This is a genomic window from Roseofilum sp. Guam (genome assembly GCF_017746735.1).
GTDB classification, from domain to species: domain Bacteria; phylum Cyanobacteriota; class Cyanobacteriia; order Cyanobacteriales; family Desertifilaceae; genus Roseofilum; species Roseofilum reptotaenium.
This window is the reverse complement of the sequence record NZ_JAGHZN010000025.1, coordinates 39,156-60,002: the sequence shown is the minus strand read 5'-3', so window position 1 is coordinate 60,002 and position 20,847 is coordinate 39,156. Positions and strand designations below refer to the sequence as shown.

The following is a 20,847-nucleotide window of genomic DNA, read 5'->3' as shown; positions in this document are numbered from 1 at the left end:
TTATCAGTTGCTTATGAAATACTAATTTTCAATTCTTGCATTACATTTTGACTTGACATCCTCCCCGGTCTAAAGACACGGGGATTCCTAAACCTCACAATTTAGGTTTCTGCTTCATAGCAGTTGCCTTCGCCGATTTACTCGACTCCGGTCTTACACTCGCTCCACAGACTGACACCGCAAGTCCTGCGGCCAAAATGTTCTTACTTGCATTTATATCGCGATTCCTCCGGAAAGCTTCGCTAACGTGGTGAGATTGGCACTTCGGACAATCCCATTGCCGAATATTTAACGGCATTTTTTCCACAATATACCCACAGTTACTACACCGTTTAGAGCTAGGGAACCATCTATCTATTTTGATTAAGTTTCGACCATACCACTGACATTTGTATTCCAGTTGACGGATTAACTCTCCCCAGCTTGCATCTGATATGGACTGGGCTAATTTTCGGTTCTTGACCATATTCTTAACGGCTAAATCTTCAACTACAATCGTTTGGTTTTCACGAACGAGTTGAGTCGTTAGCTTGTGCAGATGGTCTTTGCGAGTATCGGTTATCTTCAGGTTAGCTTTAGCTAGTTTTACTCTCGCCTTATACCGATTATTAGAACCTTTCTGTTTCCGAGACAGGCTTTTCTGAAGTCTTCTCAGTTTACGGTAGTGTTTCTTGAGGGGCTTCGGGTTGGGAATCTTTTCCTCATCTGAGGTGATTACTAAGCTACTCAGACCTAAGTCAATTCCTATTGCTTTGTCATTAGGGGGTAAAGGTTTGAGGGTGGGTTCATCAAATCTAATGGAGATGTGCCAACGCCCAGATGGGTGCACTTTAATGGTTACAGAACTCGGTTGACATCCTTGAGGGATTTGACGAGACCATCGGATGGCTAAGGGTTGGACACACTTAGCTAAATAGAGCTGATTGTCCTTAAACTTAAAGGCGGATTTGGTAAATTCGGCACTACCTCCTTGGTGTTTTTTCTTGAAATTGGGGTACTTCGCACGGCCAGCGAAGAAGTTAGTGAATGCAGCTTGCAGATGTCTTAACCCTTGCTGTAAGGGAACGCTGCTGACTTGATTCAAGAAATCTAATTCTTCTTGTTTTTTCCACCTGGTTAGCAGGAAAGAGGTTTGCCCATAGCTCACTGTTTCTTGTCGTTCATACCAAGCCTGAGTCCTTTCGTGGAGCGCTCTATTGTAAACTAATCTTACGCACCCCAAAGTCCTCCGCAAGAGGGATTCTTGCTCGCGGGTGGGGTAAAATCGGTAGTTAAAGGCTTTCTCCATAGGTAAGGATTTAATGACCCTGGAGTTTGCATTATAGCCAGTTGGGTGTAAGACGGGCAAGTTAAAACTTGCCCTCAGCCAGAATCTCCGGAATGAATTACTGGGGTTTTCGGCATATCTCTTATAACTTACCAAGGTAGAGCCACACTTTTCAGAAAATCAAAAAAGACGCTTATAATACAGCGCCTGCACTTGGGATGCGTATCATAGACGAATTAAAGCTTCTGTTGAGAGCGATCGCTCATCGTGTACCCACCTATGCTATATAGTGGGTGAGCTGGGCTTTAAGACTTGGAAGAGATGATTTCTGCAACGAATGAGAACGAAACCAATCACCATGAGCGATCCATAGCTGTTGTGGGGATAAGCTGTCGCTTCCCTGGTGCAAAAAACTACCGTGAATACTGGACTAATTTACTCCAAGGAGTCAATAGTATAACTACCACATCCCAGAGATGGGATATTGACAAATTTTACTCTTCCATTCCAGAGACTTCCAACAAAACGATTAGTAAATGGTCCGGATTAATCGAAGGAATTGATAAATTTGATGCCGGATTTTTCGGGATTTCGCCCAGGGAAGCCAGTCGAATGGACCCTCAACAGAGGATTCTCTTAGAATTGAGTTGGTCTTGTTTAGAAGATGCGGGTTATTCACCGTTAGAACTCTCCGGAAATCAGATAGGAGTCTTTATCGGTGTTTGTAACTCTGACTATAATCAAATACAACATCAAAATGGCAATATTCAGGGACATACAGCCACAGGAACGTACACCTGCATGATTGCTAACAGAATCTCTTATTTCTTTAACTTTCATGGCCCTAGTGTGCCCGTAGATACCGCTTGTTCGAGTTCTCTAGTTGCTCTGCACCAAGCCATCAATTCCATTCAAGCACAAGAATGCCAGATGGCACTTGTAGGTGGAATTAATATATTATGCACTCCCACCAGTTATATATCATTCAGTCAGCTCGGCATGTTATCTCCAACAGGGCAATGCAAAACATTTGATAGCCAAGCCGATGGCTATGTTAGAGGAGAAGGAGCCGGAATAATCCTATTAAAACCTCTAGAACAAGCCCGATTAGACCGAGATCAAATTTATGGTGTCATCAAAGGAAGTGCCGTCAATCATGGGGGCAGAGCAAGAACTTTAACCTCTCCTAATATTTATGCTCAAACTCAAGTTTTGCGAGCTGCCTATACCCAAGCTAATATTGCTCCCAACACCGTTGCTTATATAGAAACTCATGGTACAGGAACACCCTTGGGAGATCCCATAGAAATCAATAGTCTCAAACGGAGTTTCAAACAACTCCATCAACACTATGGAATCCCAGCACCACAAAATCCCTACTGTGGTCTAGGAGCAGTAAAAACGAATATTGGGCATACAGAAGCAGCCGCCGGGATTGCGGGATTAATCAAAGTTTTATTATCGATAAAAAATAAACAAATCCCTAAAACCATCAACTTTCAGAAACTCAATACTCGAATAGACTTAAACCAGACTCCATTTTATCTAGTTAGAGAAACTCAAGAATGGAAACCCTTAATTACAAACAATGGAGAAATAGTTCCTAGGCGAGCCGGAGTAAGTTCCTTCGGGTTTGGAGGAGTCAACGCTCATATCGTGTTGGAAGAGCCGCCGGAACAAGACAAACTAAAAATAGAACTCGCTCCTTCATCCAATCTATTAACGCTTAGTGCTAAAACCAAACCCGCGCTGCAAGACTTAGCCCAGAATTATATCCCTTATTTGCAATCTCAGGATGAATCTGAAATAGCAGACATTTGCTATACCAGTACCCTAGGACGGGCGCATTTTGAAGAAAGACTAGCAATCGTGGCTGAGTCTAAGCAAGAGTTAGAGGAAAAACTCTTAGAATTTGCAAAGCAACCTTACACCTACGGGGTCATTCGAGGAACCGCACAGTCCCCACAATCTCAAGACGTGGCTTTTCTATTTACAGGTCAAGGGTCTCAATATCTCAATATGGGACGACAGTTATATGAAAGACACCCCACTTTTCGCCAGGTTTTAGACGAATGTGACGCAATTCTGAAATCCTATCTAGAAGTCCCTCTCTTAAAAGTTTTATATCCTGATGAATCTCAGCCTCAAGAGGCCTCTCTCCTCGACCAAACTGCTTATACCCAACCCGCTCTCTTTGCTGTAGAGTATGCTTTGGCTAAACTATGGGAATCTTGGGGAATAAAACCCAGTATTGTGATGGGTCATAGTGTTGGGGAATATGTCGCTGCTTGTATTTCCGGAGTCTTCACCTTAGAAGAGGGTTTGAAATTAATTGCCATGCGGGGACAATTAATGCAACGCTTGCCTCCCGGTGGCAAAATGGTCTCTGTATTAGCATCGGAAACTCAAGTCAAAGCAGTCATAAAGAACTATTCTACACAAGTTAGTATCGCCGCTTTCAATGGGCAACGAAGTATTGTCATCTCAGGGGAAATAGACGCTTTAGCAGCAATTTGTAGTCAATTAGAAAGTCTCGGAATTAAAACTAAAACGCTACAAGTCTCCCATGCCTTTCATTCCCCATTAATGGAATCCATGATAGCTGAATTTGAAGCAATAGCTCAAGGAGTAACTTATCGTCAGCCCAAAGTCCCCTTGGTTTCTAATGTGACAGGTAGAAAAGCTGGAGAAGAAGTCAGCACTGCTCAATATTGGGTTAATCATATCAAAGAACCAGTTAGATTTGCACAAAGCATGGTGACCTTATGTGAGCAAGGATATGAAACTTTCTTGGAAATTGGGCCAAAACCCATATTGTTGGGTATGGGAAGAGAGTATGTATCCGAGGAAGGCAGTTTATGCTTACCTTCCTTACGTCCAGGAATACCAGAATGGCAACAAATGCTCTCTAGTTTAGGGGAATTCTATGTAAAGGGCGCGAAGGTAAATTGGTTAGGATTTTACGACAGTTGGGGTTTCTCCGGACAGAAAATTTCTTTACCGACTTATCCATTTCAAGGAGAAAAATATTGGATAGAAGATTCTGAGGTTAACGAAGGAACGTCAATTATTAACTTATTGAATCAGGGCGATGTCTCGCATTTAACTGAACGATTGAGAACCGTTGAAGAGTTTAGTCCTCATGAAGTTGATTTACTTCCCAAATTACTGAAGTGTTTGGTCAAGCAACATCGACAAGAGTTAGGAAAAGCTGGCATTCATGATTATTTTTATTCTATAGATTGGCGAGAAAAAGTAGGTTTTGGTCAAACCCGGTTAATCAAACCGGTAGAAATGGAACGTCAATCCATTTTGGGTGAGTTAGCACTCAAGCAAGAAAAGCCAGGAAATATTCTGACTCTATTAGAAAAAATCGGGATAGAGTATATCATACAAGCCTTGGATGAAATGGGCTGGTCTTATCAGCCTACAGAGCTGTTTTCACTAGAGAGAATTACTCAAAAATTAGGGATCGTCAATAGCCAAAAACAACTGTTTAATCGGATTTTACAAGTTCTCGTGCAAGAAGGGATACTTAAAAAGAGATCGCAACAATGGGAAGTTGTACAAGAGCTACCCCCCGTAAATCCCAGTCAAATTTATCAGTCGAGATTACAGAAATATCCAGATATCGTTGCCGAATTAACGCTTCTTCACCGTTGTGCCTCTCAGTTGAGTGCTGTATTGCGAGGAGCGATAGACCCCGTACAGCTAGTCTTTCCAGAAGGGGATTTGACCGCAGCAACACACCTCTATCAAGAGTCTCCCACTGCTCAGGCTATGAATACGATTGTCCAACGGGCAGTCAGCCAAGTGATAGAAAAGTTACCTCAAAGCCAAGGGGTCAGAATCTTAGAAATTGGTGCAGGAACAGGAGGAACAACCGCTTACCTTCTCCCCCACCTTCAACCGAGTCGAACCCAATATGTTTTTACCGATCTAGGGTCCCTATTTCTCCGGAAAGCACAAAAAAAATTTCAGGACTATTCCTTTGTTTCGTACCAAACGTTAGATATTGAACGCGATCTCGAACAACAGAATGTTGATTTACATCAATACGATATCGCGATCGCGGCTAATGTACTTCATGCCACTGAAAACCTCAAACAGACCTTAAACAACGTACATCAGTTACTCGCTCCAGGAGGACTCATTGTCTTATTAGAAGTTGCGACTCAGAACCTATGGCTAGATTTGGTTTTTGGACTGTTAGAAGGATGGTGGAGATTTCAAGATTATGAATTGCGTCCTGATTATCCATTGCTCAATCGGCTGCAATGGCAGCAACTGTTGAAGGAAACGGGATTTAGTGAGCAGGTCATACTCCCTGAACAATCTGGGCAATTAGAACTCTCTTCTGACCAAGTGGTGCTGATTGCACAAGCAGAAGAAACCGCTAGACTCGAAGATCGAGCAGACTCTCGGCATTGGTTGATTTTGGCAGATCCAGAGGGAATTGGTCAGCACCTAGCGACCCATTTACGTTCAGTCGGACACTCTTGCACACTGGTCTTTCCTGGAGAAAACTATCAAAAGATCGCAGCAGCAGAATTTACCATTAATCCTCACCACCCTTTAGAGTTTGGACAAATGATGACTGAAGTTGTCCAACAGTCAAGTTTATATGGAGTGGTGCAATGCTGGACTCTGGAAAGGGGAGATATCCTTCAGAGAGAACCGTTAAATGAATGGTTGAAATTAGGATGTGGCGCGACCTTATCCTTAGTGCAAGAATTAGTCAAACTTGAGAACAGCCAACCGCCAAAATTATGGGTCGTAACTCAAGGAGTACAACCCCTTCCGGAGTCTGAACCTCTATTATCTGGACTCGCCCAATCTCCAGTCTGGGGGATGGCAAAAGTGATTGACTTAGAACACCCAGAATTGAACTGCGTTCGAGTGGATCTTGACCCAACAGAACCGGTGGAGAATCAGGCATTACACTTATTTGATGAACTCCACTCAGGGGAGAGGGAAAATCAAGTGGCTTTTCGAGGACAACGCCGTTATGTTTCTCGGTTAGTCCCGAACGATGTGGCTACACCATCGATTCCTCCCAGCTTCGGTAAAGAGGTGACTTATCTGATTGCAGGAGGTTTAGGGGGATTAGGTTTGCTGGTAGCGGGTTGGATGATTGAGCAAGGCGCTCAACATTTGGTGTTGCTCAGTCGCCGTTCTCCTGATGCGTTAACCGCAGAAAAATTAGCTCAACTGAGGAAATCGGGGTGTTCCGTGACGGTGGAAAGGGCGGATGTATCCGATTTAGACGCAATGACCCAAGTGTGCGATCGCATTAATAGCTCCCCATACCCCCTAGCAGGAGTGATTCATTCGGCGGGGATGCTCTCGGATGCCGTCTTGCAAAATCAAACTTGGTCAAGTTTTGAACCCGTTATGAAAGCCAAAATAGAAGGGGCTTGGAATTTGCACCAGCTTACTAAAAACCAACCTTTAGATTTCTTCATTTTGTTCTCGTCCGTTGCTTCTCTGTTTGGTTCTTCTGGACAGAGTAACCATGCCGCCGCTAATGCTTTTCTCGATCATTTAGCTCATTATCGACGCAGTATGGGGCTACCAGCATTAAGCATTCATTGGGGAACCGTATCGAAAGTCGGAGAAGCAGCAGAACGGGGTGCAGATATTCGTCTCCAACAACAGGGGTTAAATGCTATTTCCCCTGACGAAGTTTTAGAGGCTTTAGCAATTCTCTTGACTGGAGAGTTAACGGAAGTGGGCGTTGTCAATGTGGATTGGTCTGTCTGGGAAGATCGGATTGCCCATTCTCCCTTCTTGGAAGATTGGCAACAGAAAGCCACAGTGACTGAGGTGACACCCACTGTTGAATCCAATATTGTACAACAGTTAAGCTATTCTACGCCCAAAGAGCGGCGATCGCTGCTCATCTCTCATCTGCGGAATCAGATGGGCCCAGTACTGGGACTTAAGAACGTTAGCGAAATTGGATTAGAAGATAAGTTTTTTGAACTAGGAATGGATTCTTTGACTTCCGTTGAATTACGTAATAAACTACAAAGAAGTTTGGAAATCACTCTGCCTTCGACTCTTGCATTTGACTATCCGACAATTGACAAGTTAGTCGAATACCTGCTCGAACAATTATCCAATTCACCCATAGCCAATCGCCCATCTTCCATTGCCGAACAACAGGAGGATACCCTAGAGGAGGATCTTGAAGAACGACATGCTCCAATACAAGACCTGTCAGAAGAAGAAGTCGAAGCGTTGATTAATCAAAAATTGAATGCACTACTTGACGATTGATTAGGGGGTACATCATGGACAAAGCCAACAAGCTAGGACAATTAACTCCTCTACAGCGATCGCTCTTAGCGATCGAAAAATTAGAATCTAAACTCAAGAAACTAGAAAACTCTCGTCAAGAGCCAATTGCGATCGTCGGTCTAGGCTGTCGATTTCCAGGAGGAGTCAATAGTCCAGAATCCTTCTGGAACCTTTTATCTGAAGGAACCGATGCGATTACAGAAATTCCTCAAAATCGCTGGAATCTCAAAGACTACTATGATCCTAACCCAGAAACCCCCGGCACAATCTACACACAATCCGGGGGATTTGTCAACTCATTAAAAGAATTTGATGCAGAATTTTTCAACCTTTCAGCTAAAGAAGCAACCTCTCTCGATCCTCAGCAACGATTGCTTTTAGAAGTCACGTGGGAAGCCTTAGAACATGCCACCATTAATCCCCAACATTTAATGGGAACGAAAACAGGGGTTTTCATTGGCATTAGTACCCATGACTATCTGCAAAAATTGGCGAGTCGGGACCTCAAAGAAATTGATGCCTATATGATTAGCGGGAATGCCAATAGTACCGCATCAGGAAGACTGTCCTATAGTTTAGGATTAGTCGGGCCAAACTTTGCTGTAGATACCGCCTGTTCATCCTCACTCGTTAGCCTACATTTAGCTTGTGCCAGCTTAAGAAATAGAGAAAGTCATGTCGCCCTAGCCGGCGGTGTGAATTGTCTGATTTCACCCTTAATTCATATTAACCATTCTAGAGCCAGAATGTTATCGGCTGACGGCAGATGTAAAACATTTGATGCTAAAGCCGATGGATTTGTGCGCAGTGAAGGCTGTGGAATAGTTGTCCTCAAACGTTTATCTGATGCCCAAGCTGACGGCGATCAGGTATTAGCAGTGATTCGAGGAACAGCCATCAATCAAGATGGTCAGACCAGTGGATTAACCGTTCCCAACGGCATCTCACAGCAAGCGGTAATTGCTCAAGCTCTCAAGAATAGCCAACTAGACCCAAAAGAAGTCAGCTATATCGAAGCTCATGGTACAGGAACGGCTTTAGGTGACCCGATTGAAGTCGGGGCTTTAAGAGCGATTTTTAAAGACAGTCACTCCCCAGAAAATCCGGTCTTCATTGGCTCGGTAAAAACGAATATTGGTCATGCAGAAGCGGCTTCAGGAATTGCGGGTTTAATTAAGGTTGTTTTACAGCTTCAACATAAAACAATTGCGCCTCACTTGCATTTTCAAAACCCCAATCCTTATATTGAGTGGTCAGAAACACCGGTACAAGTGCCGACTCAAGTCATGCCATGGACGACTGAAAATAAATCCAGAATTGCTGGAGTTAGCTCCTTTGGTTTTAGTGGCAGTAATGCTCATGTAATTGTGGAAGAAGCCTCCCAGATCAAGGCGAAGTCTCCCCGGCAAGAGTCGGAGCGATCGTATCATTTACTGACTCTTGCTGCGAAAACAAAACCCGCATTATCTGACTGGGTGAATCGATATAGAAACCATATCCAAGATCGTCCTGATTTAGAACTGAATGATATTTGTTATAGCGCTAATACAGGACGTGCCCATTTCAAGTATCGGTTAGCCATTCTAGCTTCTAGCAAGCAAGAGCTGATACAAAAACTCCATGATGTTGAACAGGAGAAAGAAGAGAGCAGCGTCGGGAAAATACTCAGCAGTGGAGAAGCACCTAAACTGGCTTTTTTGTTTACTGGACAAGGCTCCCAGTACCTGAATATGGGAAGGCAGTTGTACGAAACTGAGCCAGTATTTCAGAACGCGATACAAGAGTGCGATCGCATCCTGAAGACTGAGCTAGATTATTCCCTGATTGATGTGCTTTATCCTGATGAAGTAGACCCGAACCTTTCGGATCTCCTCCATCAAACTCAGTATACGCAACCGGTCTTATTTTCCTTAGAATATGCTTTAGTTCAACTGTGGAAAGCTTGGGGAGTTGAACCCGATAGTGTGATGGGTCATAGTGTCGGTGAATATGTGGCTGCTTGTGTGGCAGGAGTCTTTAATTTAGCAGAAGGACTCAAACTGATTGCCGCACGGGGACGGTTGATGCAGAAGTTGCCAGAAGGAGGAGGAATGCTGGCAGTCAGAGCCGCAGAATATCGGGTGAGAGATTGGATTAGAGCCTATGGAAATCAAGTCAGTATTGCGGCTATTAATGGACAGAGTAATGTGGTGATTTCAGGAGAATTGCTTAGTCTCGAAAAAATCGCCCAAGCTTTAGCAAAAGGAAATATTAAAACCAAATTTTTACAGGTCTCCCATGGGTTCCATTCTCCGTTAATGGAACCCATTTTAGAGGAGTTTGCCAGCATTGCTCGTCAAGTCAACTATCATCAACCCAGTATTCCTATTATTTCTAATGTAACTGGGACAAAAGTCGATCGGGATATCGCCACTGCCTCCTATTGGGTGAATCATATTCGAGAGCCGGTGCGTTTTGCCCAAAGTATGGAGACGTTAGATAAGACGGGTTATGGAGTATTTGTGGAAATTGGCCCGCAACCGATTTTACTGGGAATGGGGAGTCAATGTTTGCCCGAAACTAAAGGAATTTGGCTGCCCTCTTTGCGTCCTGGGATAGAAGACTCTATGCAGATTTTATCGAGTCTGGGGCAACTCTATAGTCAAGGAGTGAATATCGATTGGTTGCACTTTTGGCAAGACTATAAGCGAAAAAAAGTTGATTTACCGACCTATCCTTTCCAACGAAGAACCTATTGGATTGAATCCGATCAGCCGGATAAAACGATCCAGAAAGATCGAGGTCTGGATTTGGAACAATATTTTTATCATCTGCAATGGCAACCGGTTGCTCCTTTTGAAAAAAAAGTCGAATGTCCTCCAGGGAATTGGTTGATTTTTGTTGACGACCGTCAAAGCTTGAGCGATTCATTAAGGACTCTGCTGCGAGAAAAAAATAAGAACGTCAGTTGGATTTATAAGGGAAGCGGTTATGAACAAATCGAAGAAAATGAATACAAAGTTAATCCGGAACATCCGCAAGATTTTGCAGACTTATTAGAAAATCTACAATTAGCTGGGCGACAGCATTTTGAAACCATCCTTTATTTGTGGAGCTTGGATGCTCCGCAAACAGAGCAGTTGAACTTAGAGCGTTTAAAAGTAGCTCAGGATTTTGGCTGTGGTGGAGTTTTACATTTAGTGCAAGCATTGCTGAAAGGCACGAGTTTAGGAAAATTATGGATAGTTACTCGTGGAGCGCAGTCTGTTTTACCGATTCCGGAAAGGGTGAATGTGGCAACATCGCCTTTGTGGGGATTGGGCACAGTGCTGTCGTTAGAACATCCTCAATTGTGGGGAGGATTAGTGGATTTAAATGGGGAAAAACAAGAGGATGAAGGGCAGAAATTATGGCATTTAATTGATAATCTGGAGAAGGAAGATCGTTTGGCTGTGCGAGGAGAACAGATCTATTGTTCTCGTTTACTTCAATTGCCGGTGTCTGAGTCAAAACCGGTGGCTCTAGATCCAGATGGTCTTTATTTAATTACAGGAGGAACAGGAGCGTTAGGATGGCATACGGCCCAATGGATGGTCAATCAAGGCGCGAAACATCTCCTATTAGTCAGCCGTCGCGAACCTTCTGGCCAGAAACAGGCTAAAATTCGGGAATTAGAAGAGGGTGGAGTTGAAGTACAGGTTGTTTTAGCAGATGTGCGCGATCGCCAACAACTCTCGCTCATCCTACAACATCAGAGTCGCGATCGCCCCCTCAAAGGTATCATTCATGCCGCTGGAGTCGTCGCCATTGAACCCATAGAAGAGATATCCCTGGGTCAATTGCAAGAGATGATGGCGGCTAAAGTACTCGGTGGCTGGAATTTGCACCAATTGAGTCAAGACCTAGACTTAGACTGTTTTGTTACCTTCTCTTCCATTGCGGCGGTATGGGGTTCAATCGGTCAAGCTCACTATAGTGCGGCCAATGCATTTTTAAATGGTTTAGTTCACTACCGTCAAGCTCAAGGATTACCCGGTTTATCGGTGAACTGGGGGCCTTGGTCAGGAGGCGGAATGGCTGGGGAAAAAGACTTACAGGAGTTAAGCAAACGAGGAGTCAATCCCTTATCTCCCCAACAGGCGATCGCCGCTTTAGAACAGATTTGGCACAGGGGGAATCCCCAAACAACAATCGCCAATGTAGACTGGACGATATTGGCCCCACTGTATCAAACGGGACGGCAACGACGGCTATTAGATGAGATCCCCGTTGATTTGCCTCAATCCTCAAGCCCAGAACAAACGTCAGAAATCCTACAACAGATTCAAGCTGCACCCAAACATCAACAAAAAGAATTATTGCTCACCTGCGTTCAACAGGAAGTAGCCAAAGTCTTAGGATTATCCTCCAACCAACTGCCGAACCGAGAACAAGGCTTTTTTGAATTAGGGATGGATTCCCTGATGGCCGTTGACTTAGGAACAAATCTGACTCGTCTGTTGGGCGTTCGATTACCCTCTACGCTCACCTTCGATTTTCCCAACATTGAGCAACTGAGTCACTATCTGGCGACAGAACAATTAACCGTCGATCCAGCGCCAACCATCGCTCAATCGGCTCCTCCATCCTCCTTCCTCAAAGAGCCGATCGCCATTATTGGCATCGGTTGTCGATTTCCTGGAGGCGCGACAGACCTCGATCAATTTTGGCAAGTGCTGGCCACAGGAACGAATACGCGCCAAGAAATTCCTCCAGATCGTTGGAATTTAGACTCCGTAGGCGATCGGCTTGCCACTCCCTACGGCAACTTTCTCTCAGAAGTCGATCGCTTCGATCCCACGTTTTTCGGCATTGCCCCCAGGGAAGCGACGGCCCTCGATCCCCAACAGCGCTTGCTTCTAGAAGTCACCTGGGAGGCTCTCGAACGGGCCTGTGCAGTGCCTCAACGGTTAGCTCAACAGTCTGTTGGTGTATTTATTGGCAATGATGGACAAGATTATGCCGAATTAGTCCATCAACATTTAGCCCAAGAGCCAGACAGTCCGATCGCTCTCCATGCTGGGGTAGGCAATACCTTTTCGGGCATGGCTGGTCGTCTGTCTTATACCTTGGGATTAACAGGGCCCGCCATAGCCATTGATACCGCTTGCTCTTCTTCCTTAGTTGCCCTTCACCAAGCGTGCAATAGTTTACGTTTGGGAGAATGTGAGATGGCGATCACCGGAGGAGTGAAGCTCCATCTGACCCCCACCTCCTATCTGCTCGCTTCCCAAGCTAACATGCTCTCGGCTGACGGTCTGTGCAAAACCTTCGATGCAACAGCAGATGGCTACAGTCGCGGGGAAGGCTGCGCGATCGTGATCCTGAAGCGATGGTCAGATGCCCAAAAAGATGGTGACTCAGTGCTGGCTGTCATCCGAGGCAGTGCAGTCAATCAAGACGGGCCCAGTAGCGGGTTCACCGTTCCCAACGGTCAAGCTCAACAGCGGTTGATTCGCCAAGCGTTACGCCAAGCGGAGATCGACCCCCAAGAGATCAGTTACTTAGAAGCTCACGGAACCGGAACCTCCTTGGGCGATCCAATCGAACTCAATGCTGCGGCTGCGGTGTTAGGTGAAGGACGTTCCCAGGACTCTCCCTTGTGGGTTGGCTCAGTGAAAACCAATATCGGCCACTTAGAAGCCGCCGCCGGAATATCGGGAGTCGTGAAGGTGGTGTTAGCGATGCAACATCAGACCCTTCCTCCCCATTTGAATTTTAATCAGCCGAATCCCAAAATCGATTGGGACAATTCGGCGATCGCCGTCCCGACCCAACTCACCCCTTGGATCGTTTCCGGAAAGCGCTATGCTGGCGTGAGTTCATTTGGATTTACCGGAGTCAATGCCCATGTCATTCTGGAAGAAGCACCTCCCCCAGATCCCCAAGACTACTCCATACATCCCTCAGACCGTCCCTATCATCTCGTCACCCTATCGGCAAAAACCGAAACGGCACTTCAAGAATTAGTCAGTCGAGTGCAGCGTCATCTCGAATCCCATCCTCACATGAAGCTTGCAGACCTGGCTTACAGTCTGAACACTGGTCGCGCTCACCTCGAACATCGACTCGCTCCGATCGCCTTCAGTCTCCAAGACCTACAAGAAAAACTGTATCGCTGGCAAACCGGACAACAAACCCCTGAGCTTTGGAGCGGAAATCTTCCCAGTCTAATGTCATCCCCTAAAGTCGCTTTTCTCTTTCCTGGGGAACCTTTAGAGTCTGGCAACTGGGGAGAGAACTTGTATAAACAGTCCCCCGTCTTCAAAGCAGCGATTGATGAATGCGATCGCCTCTTGAGTTCTCAGTTCCCCAGCTCGATCGCACAATTCCTCTACTCCCCCTCCGAAGAAAGCCAACCCGAACATCAACCGATCCGGCGATCGGCTCTATTTGCCCTAGAATATGCCCTCTGTCAGTTATGGATGTCTTGGGGAATTGAACCCGATCTGCTCTTCGGTCATGATGTGGGAGAATATGTCGCCGCTTGCGTCGCTGGAGTCTTCAGTCTAGAAGACGCATTACGTTTAATCACAGCAGACTCAACTAAGTTAACCTCAATTGCTCAGGAGATCGTCTACTCGCCCCCTCATATTCCCCTCCTCGCGATCGCCCAATCCCACCCCCCTATCTCCACACCAGATTACTGGATAACCCCCCGCCAACTCCCTTATCCATGGGCGGAAAAAATCCAAGCATTACAAGAACAAGCAGAACATCTCTTCCTCGAACTCGGGCCAACCCCAAGTTTATCGACAACAGAACAACACTCGACTCCTCAAAAGCCAGAAAATTACTTCCTATCCTTATCTTCTCAAGGTCAAGAATGGCAACAACTCTTATCAAGTTTAGCTCAGTTATATGTGCGAGGAGTAAATGGTGATTGGTTAGGATTCGATCGCCCTTACCTCCCGAACCGTAAACCCCTCACTTTACCAACCTACCCGTTCCAAAGAGAACGATATTGGCTTCAAACAGCTCCCTCAGTTCTGACTCAACATCAGAGTTCCGTTAACCCCAATCCTCCCCTTCCCGAAACCCCTGAAATCTTAGCTCAAAACTTGCAACAGTTCGGTGACCTATCCCCCAGCGAAGTAGCCTTACTGCCAAAACTCCTAGACTTCCTCAAACAGTATCAAAACAATCCACAAGATCGTCCAGTTGAACCCGATCCGCTTGCCCCTTGGCTCTACGAACTACACTGGAAACCAAAAGCCAATTTTTCTGGCGATCGAGCCGCTAATTTTTTGCCTTCTCCTCAGGACTTATATTCAACCCTCAATACAACGTCTCAACGTCTTTTAGCTGAGAATGACCTACAGAACTATACCGAAATTTCTGCCCATTTAGAATCCTTGAGTGTAGACTATATCATTCAATGCTTACAGGAAATCGGTTGGTCTTACCCCGTAGGAGAGCAATTAGAAACAGCAACTCTCATCGATCGATTCGGTATCCTTCCCAGCACCTCTCGGTTATTCAATCGGATGCTACAAATCCTGGCAGAAGAGGGAATTTTAAACCGGGAAAATCACCACTGGAAAGTCCTCCAATCTTTGCCAGAAGTGAATCCGAAGAGGCAGCATCAAAACCTTCTCAATCAATATCCCACGGCTAAAGCTGAATTAACCTTGCTTGGGCGTTGTGCGAGTCAACTGAGCCAAGTTTTACGAGGCACAGTAGATCCGGTGCAGTTGGTTTTTCCGCAAGGAGATTTTACCGATGCCATTGAAATGTATCAAGGCTCTCCAGCAGCTAAAGTGATGAATGAGTTGATCGAAAATGTAGTGGTTAACAGCTTGAAAACCATTCCCGATCGCCAAGGCATAAAAATTCTCGAAATTGGAGCCGGAACCGGAGGAACAACCCGCTCAGTCCTCCCCCATTTTGCGCCCGAACAAACCCAATATCTTTTCACAGATGTGGGCAGTTTATTCACCACTAAAGCCCAACAAAAATTCAAAGATCACAAGTTTGTTACTTATCAAACTCTCGACATCGAAGTTAACCCCAATACTCAAGGCGTTGAGTCCCATCACTACGATATTATTATTGCGGCTAATGTCCTTCATGCTACCCGTAGTTTACAGGAAACCTTATCCCATGTGCGGCAACTCTTAGCACCTGGCGGACTGTTGATCTTATTAGAAGCGAATATTCGGATTAGATGGGTGGATTTGATTTTTGGACTCTTAGAAGGATGGTGGAGATTTGAAGATACAGAACTGCGACCTGACTATCCGTTATTGAGTCGCGAACAATGGAAAAAACTGCTACAAGAGACGGGATTTAGTCAAGCGATTACTGTTCCTGAATTTGACCAGATGCCCTTGGTCTTATCTCAGCAAGCAGTAGTCGTTGGACAAGCGGATAAAACGAGCGAATGCTCTCATCCGTCCCTCGATAAAAACTGGTTAATTTTTGCCGATCGACAAGGATTAGGTCAAGCTTTGGCTAAAACCCTGGATTCTAGGCAAGAAAACTATCGATTGGTTGTTCCGGGAGAGGGAATAAATCCCCAAAATCCTCAAGAATTTGAAGATCTATTGACCTCTTTATCTTTATCGTCATCCACTCAAACCCATGTCGTTTATCTCTGGGGATTAGATAGTCCTGGTTTAGAGCAAATGAGTCCAGAAGCGATTAAAGAAAATCTAAGCTGGCACACTCAAAGTCTTTTATATTTAGTCCAAAGTCTCTCTCGACTTAAACGGATCTCGTCTTGCCGCTTATGGATCGCCACACAAGATTCACAACCGGTTGTTCCTGATTCATCTTTATCTGGATTAGCTCAATCTTTCCTCTGGGGAATGGGGTTGACGATTTCTCTGGAACATCCAGAATTCTGGGGCGGACTCATTGATTTAGATCCTCGGGTTTCTTGGGATGAATCGAGTCAAATTTTACGCACAGAAATTGACACTCCAGAAGGAGAAGACCGCATTGCATTTCGAGGGCAATCTCGTTATGTTCAGCGATTGATTAAACCCGATCGCCAATTCTCTAGATCTCAAACTCTGGACAGGAGTGCTACTTATATCGTTGCTGGAGAATTAGGCGGTTTGAGTTTACCCATAACGGAGTGGATGGTAGTTCAAGGGTTTCGAGATTTGGTCTTAATCAGTCCTGAGCAACCGTCACCGGATCAAAACACTCAAATTAATCAGTTACAAAACCAGGGTACGCTAATTAGGTTGATTCAAGCTGACTTGACGGGTTGGGAGGAAGTACAAAGGGTTTTTGCTGAACTGGATAGGGATAGGTCTTCCTTGAAGGGAATTATTTATACCTTAAATTTAAGTAATATGACCAACATAACAGAAAAACTCTTTTCTGAGTTAAAAAGGGAAGTCCATCGTGGTATGTTAGGGCTATGGAATTTACACCAAATTACTCAGAATCGCGAGTTGGATTGCTTCGTGAATTGTTCTTCTTTGGCTTCTGTAGTGGGTTTATCGGGTCAGATACAGCAAGGCGCATCGGATTATTTTGCCGATAGTGTTGTCCGCTACAGACAAATCCAAGGATTATCGGGTGTAACCCTGAATTGGGGAGTTTTATCCGTAGACAATTTAAGGGGTGAAACAGAGTTGACAGAATTTAAAAAACGAGGGGTGTGTGCGTTGTCTACTGATACAGCGAAATTAACGTTAACCCGGATGTTACAGAGGAAGCAGGGCCAAGCGATGGTGGCCGATATTGACTGGAGCATCTTTAAACCGCTTTATGAGATGGGGAGACAAAGATTACTGCTAGAGGAGATAGAGAGTCAATCTTTAAGTCATGAAGGTCAAGAGCAGACGGGTCAAATTCTGGAACAGGTGAATCAAGCTTCAGAGAGCGAACGGATGGATTTAGTCATTAGTCATATTCAACAGCAGACGATGAGGGTCTTGGGATTGAAAGAAACTCAAATGCCTAGGGCTGAACAAGGCTTTTTTGAAATGGGGATGGATTCTTTAACCTCGGTGGAGTTCAAGACTCGTCTGGAAGCCGATTTCCACTGTGCTTTACCGACGACGTTGGTTTTTGAATTTCCTAATATCTTGAGTTTAGCGGAGTATATCGGGCGAAAAGTTATGGGTTGGGATAGAGAGGAGGCAGAAATCAGTGAATCGGGATCGAATCAGTCTCTTGAACGAGAGATTGAAGAATCAACGGTTGATGTTGGTCAGCTTTCTGAACAGGAGATGGAAGATTTGATTAATCAAGAATGGGCAGAATTAGGACTTGAAAACGATGAGTAAATCTAGTGAACTTTCCCCCTTGCAACGCTCTGTGTTGGTGATTGAAGGATTAAAAAATAAAATCAAAACTCTGGAAAATGCCCAAACGGAAGCGATCTCCATTGTCGGTATGGCCTGTCGTTTTCCGGGAGGCGCGAGTACTCCGGAAGCATTTTGGCATCTTTTATCTGAGGGAGTCGATGGCATTAGCGAACTCAAGGGCGATCGCTGGAAAGTCAATGACTACTATGACCCCAAACCAGGAACTCCGGGGAAAATGTACACCCGTGAGGCAGGATGCGTGGACAATATTGACCAATTTGACCCTCAATTTTTCAATATTTCACCGCGAGAAGCGATGACCATTGACCCCCAACATCGTTTACTGCTAGAGGTCAGTTGGGAAGCCTTAGAACAGAGCGGTAATATTCCCGACAGAGTACAAGGGAGTCCCACCGGAGTTTTTGTGGGCATCAGTGCCACAGAATATAGTTGGATTGCCAAACAATCCAACGCTGACCTGAGTATGGGAGCCTATGCAGTAACCGGTTTACCCTTGTATGGTGCAGCCGGTCGCTTATCCTATACCTTTGGCTTAACTGGCCCTTCCATGGCGATCGATACGGCCTGTTCTTCTTCTCTAGTGGCGCTCCATCAAGCCTGTAATAGCTTGCGCCAAAAAGAATGTGATATGGCTTTAGCCGGTGGGGTGAACCTATTTCTCTTGCCTAATGGCTTTATTTGGCTCTCTCAAGCCCAAATGTCCTCCCCCGATGGTCGGTGTAAAACCTTCGACGAGCGTGCCGATGGTGCGGGTTGGGGATCGGGTTGTGGGATGTTAGTCCTCAAACGTCTATCGGATGCTTTAGACTCACGGGACAATATTTTAGCAACTATTCGAGGCTCTGCTGTCAATCAAGATGGGCCAACCAGTGGCTTTACGGTTCCCAATAGTGCTTCCCAGCAACAAGTGATTCGTCAAGCCTTGAGAAATGCCCAACTGAATCCCTCTCAGGTGAGTTATATTGAGGCTCATGGAACAGGAACGCCCCTCGGAGACCCCATTGAATTAAGATCTTTGGCAGAAGTGTTTGCACAAGACGGGGCGAGAAAGGAGCCTTTGGCGATCGCCTCAGTGAAAACGAATATCGGTCATTTGGCTTCCGCCGCAGGCATTTCTGGCGTGATGAAAGCGATCTTACAGTTGCAACATCAACAGATTGCGCCTCATCTGCACTTGAAACAACCCACCTCTAAATTTAATTGGCAAGAGACTTCCTTCTATATTCCCACCCAACTCACCCCTTGGGAAGTTAAAGAAGGCACGAGAATTGCAGGAGTGAGTTCTTTTGGTGCAAGTGGAACCAATGCCCATATTCTCTTGGAAGAAGCGCCTCTAGCGAGTCCAAGTGAAGCGGAATTCGAGCGTCCTTATCATCTCTTCACTCTATCTGCAAAAACTGAAAAAGCCCTATCTGAGTTAATTGAGCGCTACTCAACCCATCTGGAAACCCATAAAGAATTAAAACTCGCTGATATTTGCTTTACCGCTAATACAGGGCGATCGCATTTTAATCATCGTCTGGCACTTTTGGCTCAGGATCGACAAGAGTTACTCGATCAACTGCGAGGTTCTGAACAAAATCGATGGTCGGGACACCTGCACAATGAGGCCAAACCTCCTAAACTGGCCTTCCTCTTTACCGGACAAGGTTCTCAGTATTTAAATATGGGCAAGGAGTTGTATGAAACTCAACCCATTTTTCGCCAAGCTTTAGAGCAGTGCGAGTCCATTTTACGTTCCGAACTGGATTGGTCTTTACTAGACCTTCTCTATCCTCAGACGGGTGATTCAGATGCTCTCTTAGATCAAACTGCCTATACTCAACCCACGTTGTTTGCCTTAGAATATGCCCTCTTTCAACTGTGGAAATCTTGGGGGATTAAACCCAATTGGGTGATGGGTCATAGTGTGGGAGAATATGTAGCCGCTACCGTCGCTGGGGTGTTTAGCTTAGAAGACGGTTTAAAACTGATTGCTGCACGGGGCAAGTTGATGCAGAACTTACCCGGAGATGGTTCAATGGCAGCGGTTATGGCATCCGAAGAAACCGTTAAAGCGGCGATCGCCTCCGACCCTAGTGTATCTCTTGCCGCCATTAATGGCCCGACCAGTGTCGTGATTTCTGGAGCCAGAAACGCCATCACCCATTGGTGTAACCAGCTAGAGTCCCAGGGGATTAAGACCAAGTCGCTCAACGTTTCCCATGGATTTCACTCTCAGTTAATGGAACCCATATTAGCGGAGTTTGAGGCGATCGCCAATTCCATCACCTACCACGTACCCAAAATTCCCCTCATCTCCAATCTCAGTGGAACTCGCGCCGACTCTAGTATCGCTACGGCTCGTTACTGGGTCAATCATATTCGTCAACCCGTCCGATTTGCCCCCAGCATGGAAACCTTACATCAAGAAGGATGTAAAATTTTCCTCGAAATTGGCCCCAAACCCATCTTATTAGGCATGGGACGATACTGCATTTCTGAGCCTGAAATTTTGTGGTTACCATCCTTACATCCCGCCATCCAGGACTGGCAACAAATCCTATCAAGTTTAAGCCAGTTATATATAACAGGGATTAAAGTCGATTGGAACGGCTGCGATCGCCCTTATACTCGTCAAAAATCCATCTTACCCACCTATCCCTTTCAACACCAACCTTATTGGGTGGAAATATCGGAATTGGCAGAAAAGCCCTCTTCTGATATCATGCCTAATTATTATGCCAGATTAGCAATCCATGCTTTTGAACGTGGTCAGTTGCAGGAATTTCAACATTACTTAGAACAGGTTGAAAATATGTCTAATCTCGAACTGAAAGCGTTTCTAAATACCCAAAGTCAATCCCCCATCTTTGCTTCCCTATTGGCTGGTAGTTGGGAAAAGGTATCTGAGATTTTAACTGAAGTTGAACAGATGTCTGAGGAGGAAATACAATCTACAATTCACTAAAAATAGAATCCTAAAAAAAC

General features: G+C 45.3%; 4 protein-coding genes. 3 read left to right on the top strand and 1 reads right to left on the bottom strand.

From position 1 onward, the window contains the following. Window positions 1–94: 94 nt before the first annotated feature. Window positions 95–1,288 carry an RNA-guided endonuclease TnpB family protein gene (locus J7529_RS11370; RefSeq protein ID WP_318729052.1) on the bottom strand — a complete coding sequence of 398 codons (1,194 nt, stop codon included), beginning with the start codon at window positions 1,286–1,288 and terminating at the stop codon, window positions 95–97. A gap of 300 nt (window positions 1,289–1,588) precedes the next feature. Between J7529_RS11370 and J7529_RS11365 the strand changes: the two genes are divergently transcribed. The 3 genes from J7529_RS11365 to J7529_RS11355 are packed head-to-tail and all read left to right on the top strand — an operon-like array spanning window position 1,589 to window position 20,827. Next, window positions 1,589–7,549: a type I polyketide synthase gene (locus J7529_RS11365; RefSeq protein WP_318729051.1), complete on the top strand. Its 5,961-nt coding sequence runs from the start codon at window positions 1,589–1,591 to the stop codon at window positions 7,547–7,549. 14 nt (window positions 7,550–7,563) lie between these two features. Beyond that, on the top strand, window positions 7,564–17,835 hold the full coding sequence (locus J7529_RS11360; protein WP_318729050.1) for an SDR family NAD(P)-dependent oxidoreductase: 10,272 nt from the start codon (window positions 7,564–7,566) through the stop codon (window positions 17,833–17,835). Then, entirely contained in the window at window positions 17,828–20,827 is a 3,000-nt protein-coding gene (locus tag J7529_RS11355) for a type I polyketide synthase (RefSeq protein ID WP_318729049.1), read from the top strand. The genes J7529_RS11360 and J7529_RS11355 overlap by 8 nt, the downstream gene beginning before the upstream one ends. Window positions 20,828–20,847 lie beyond the last annotated feature (20 nt).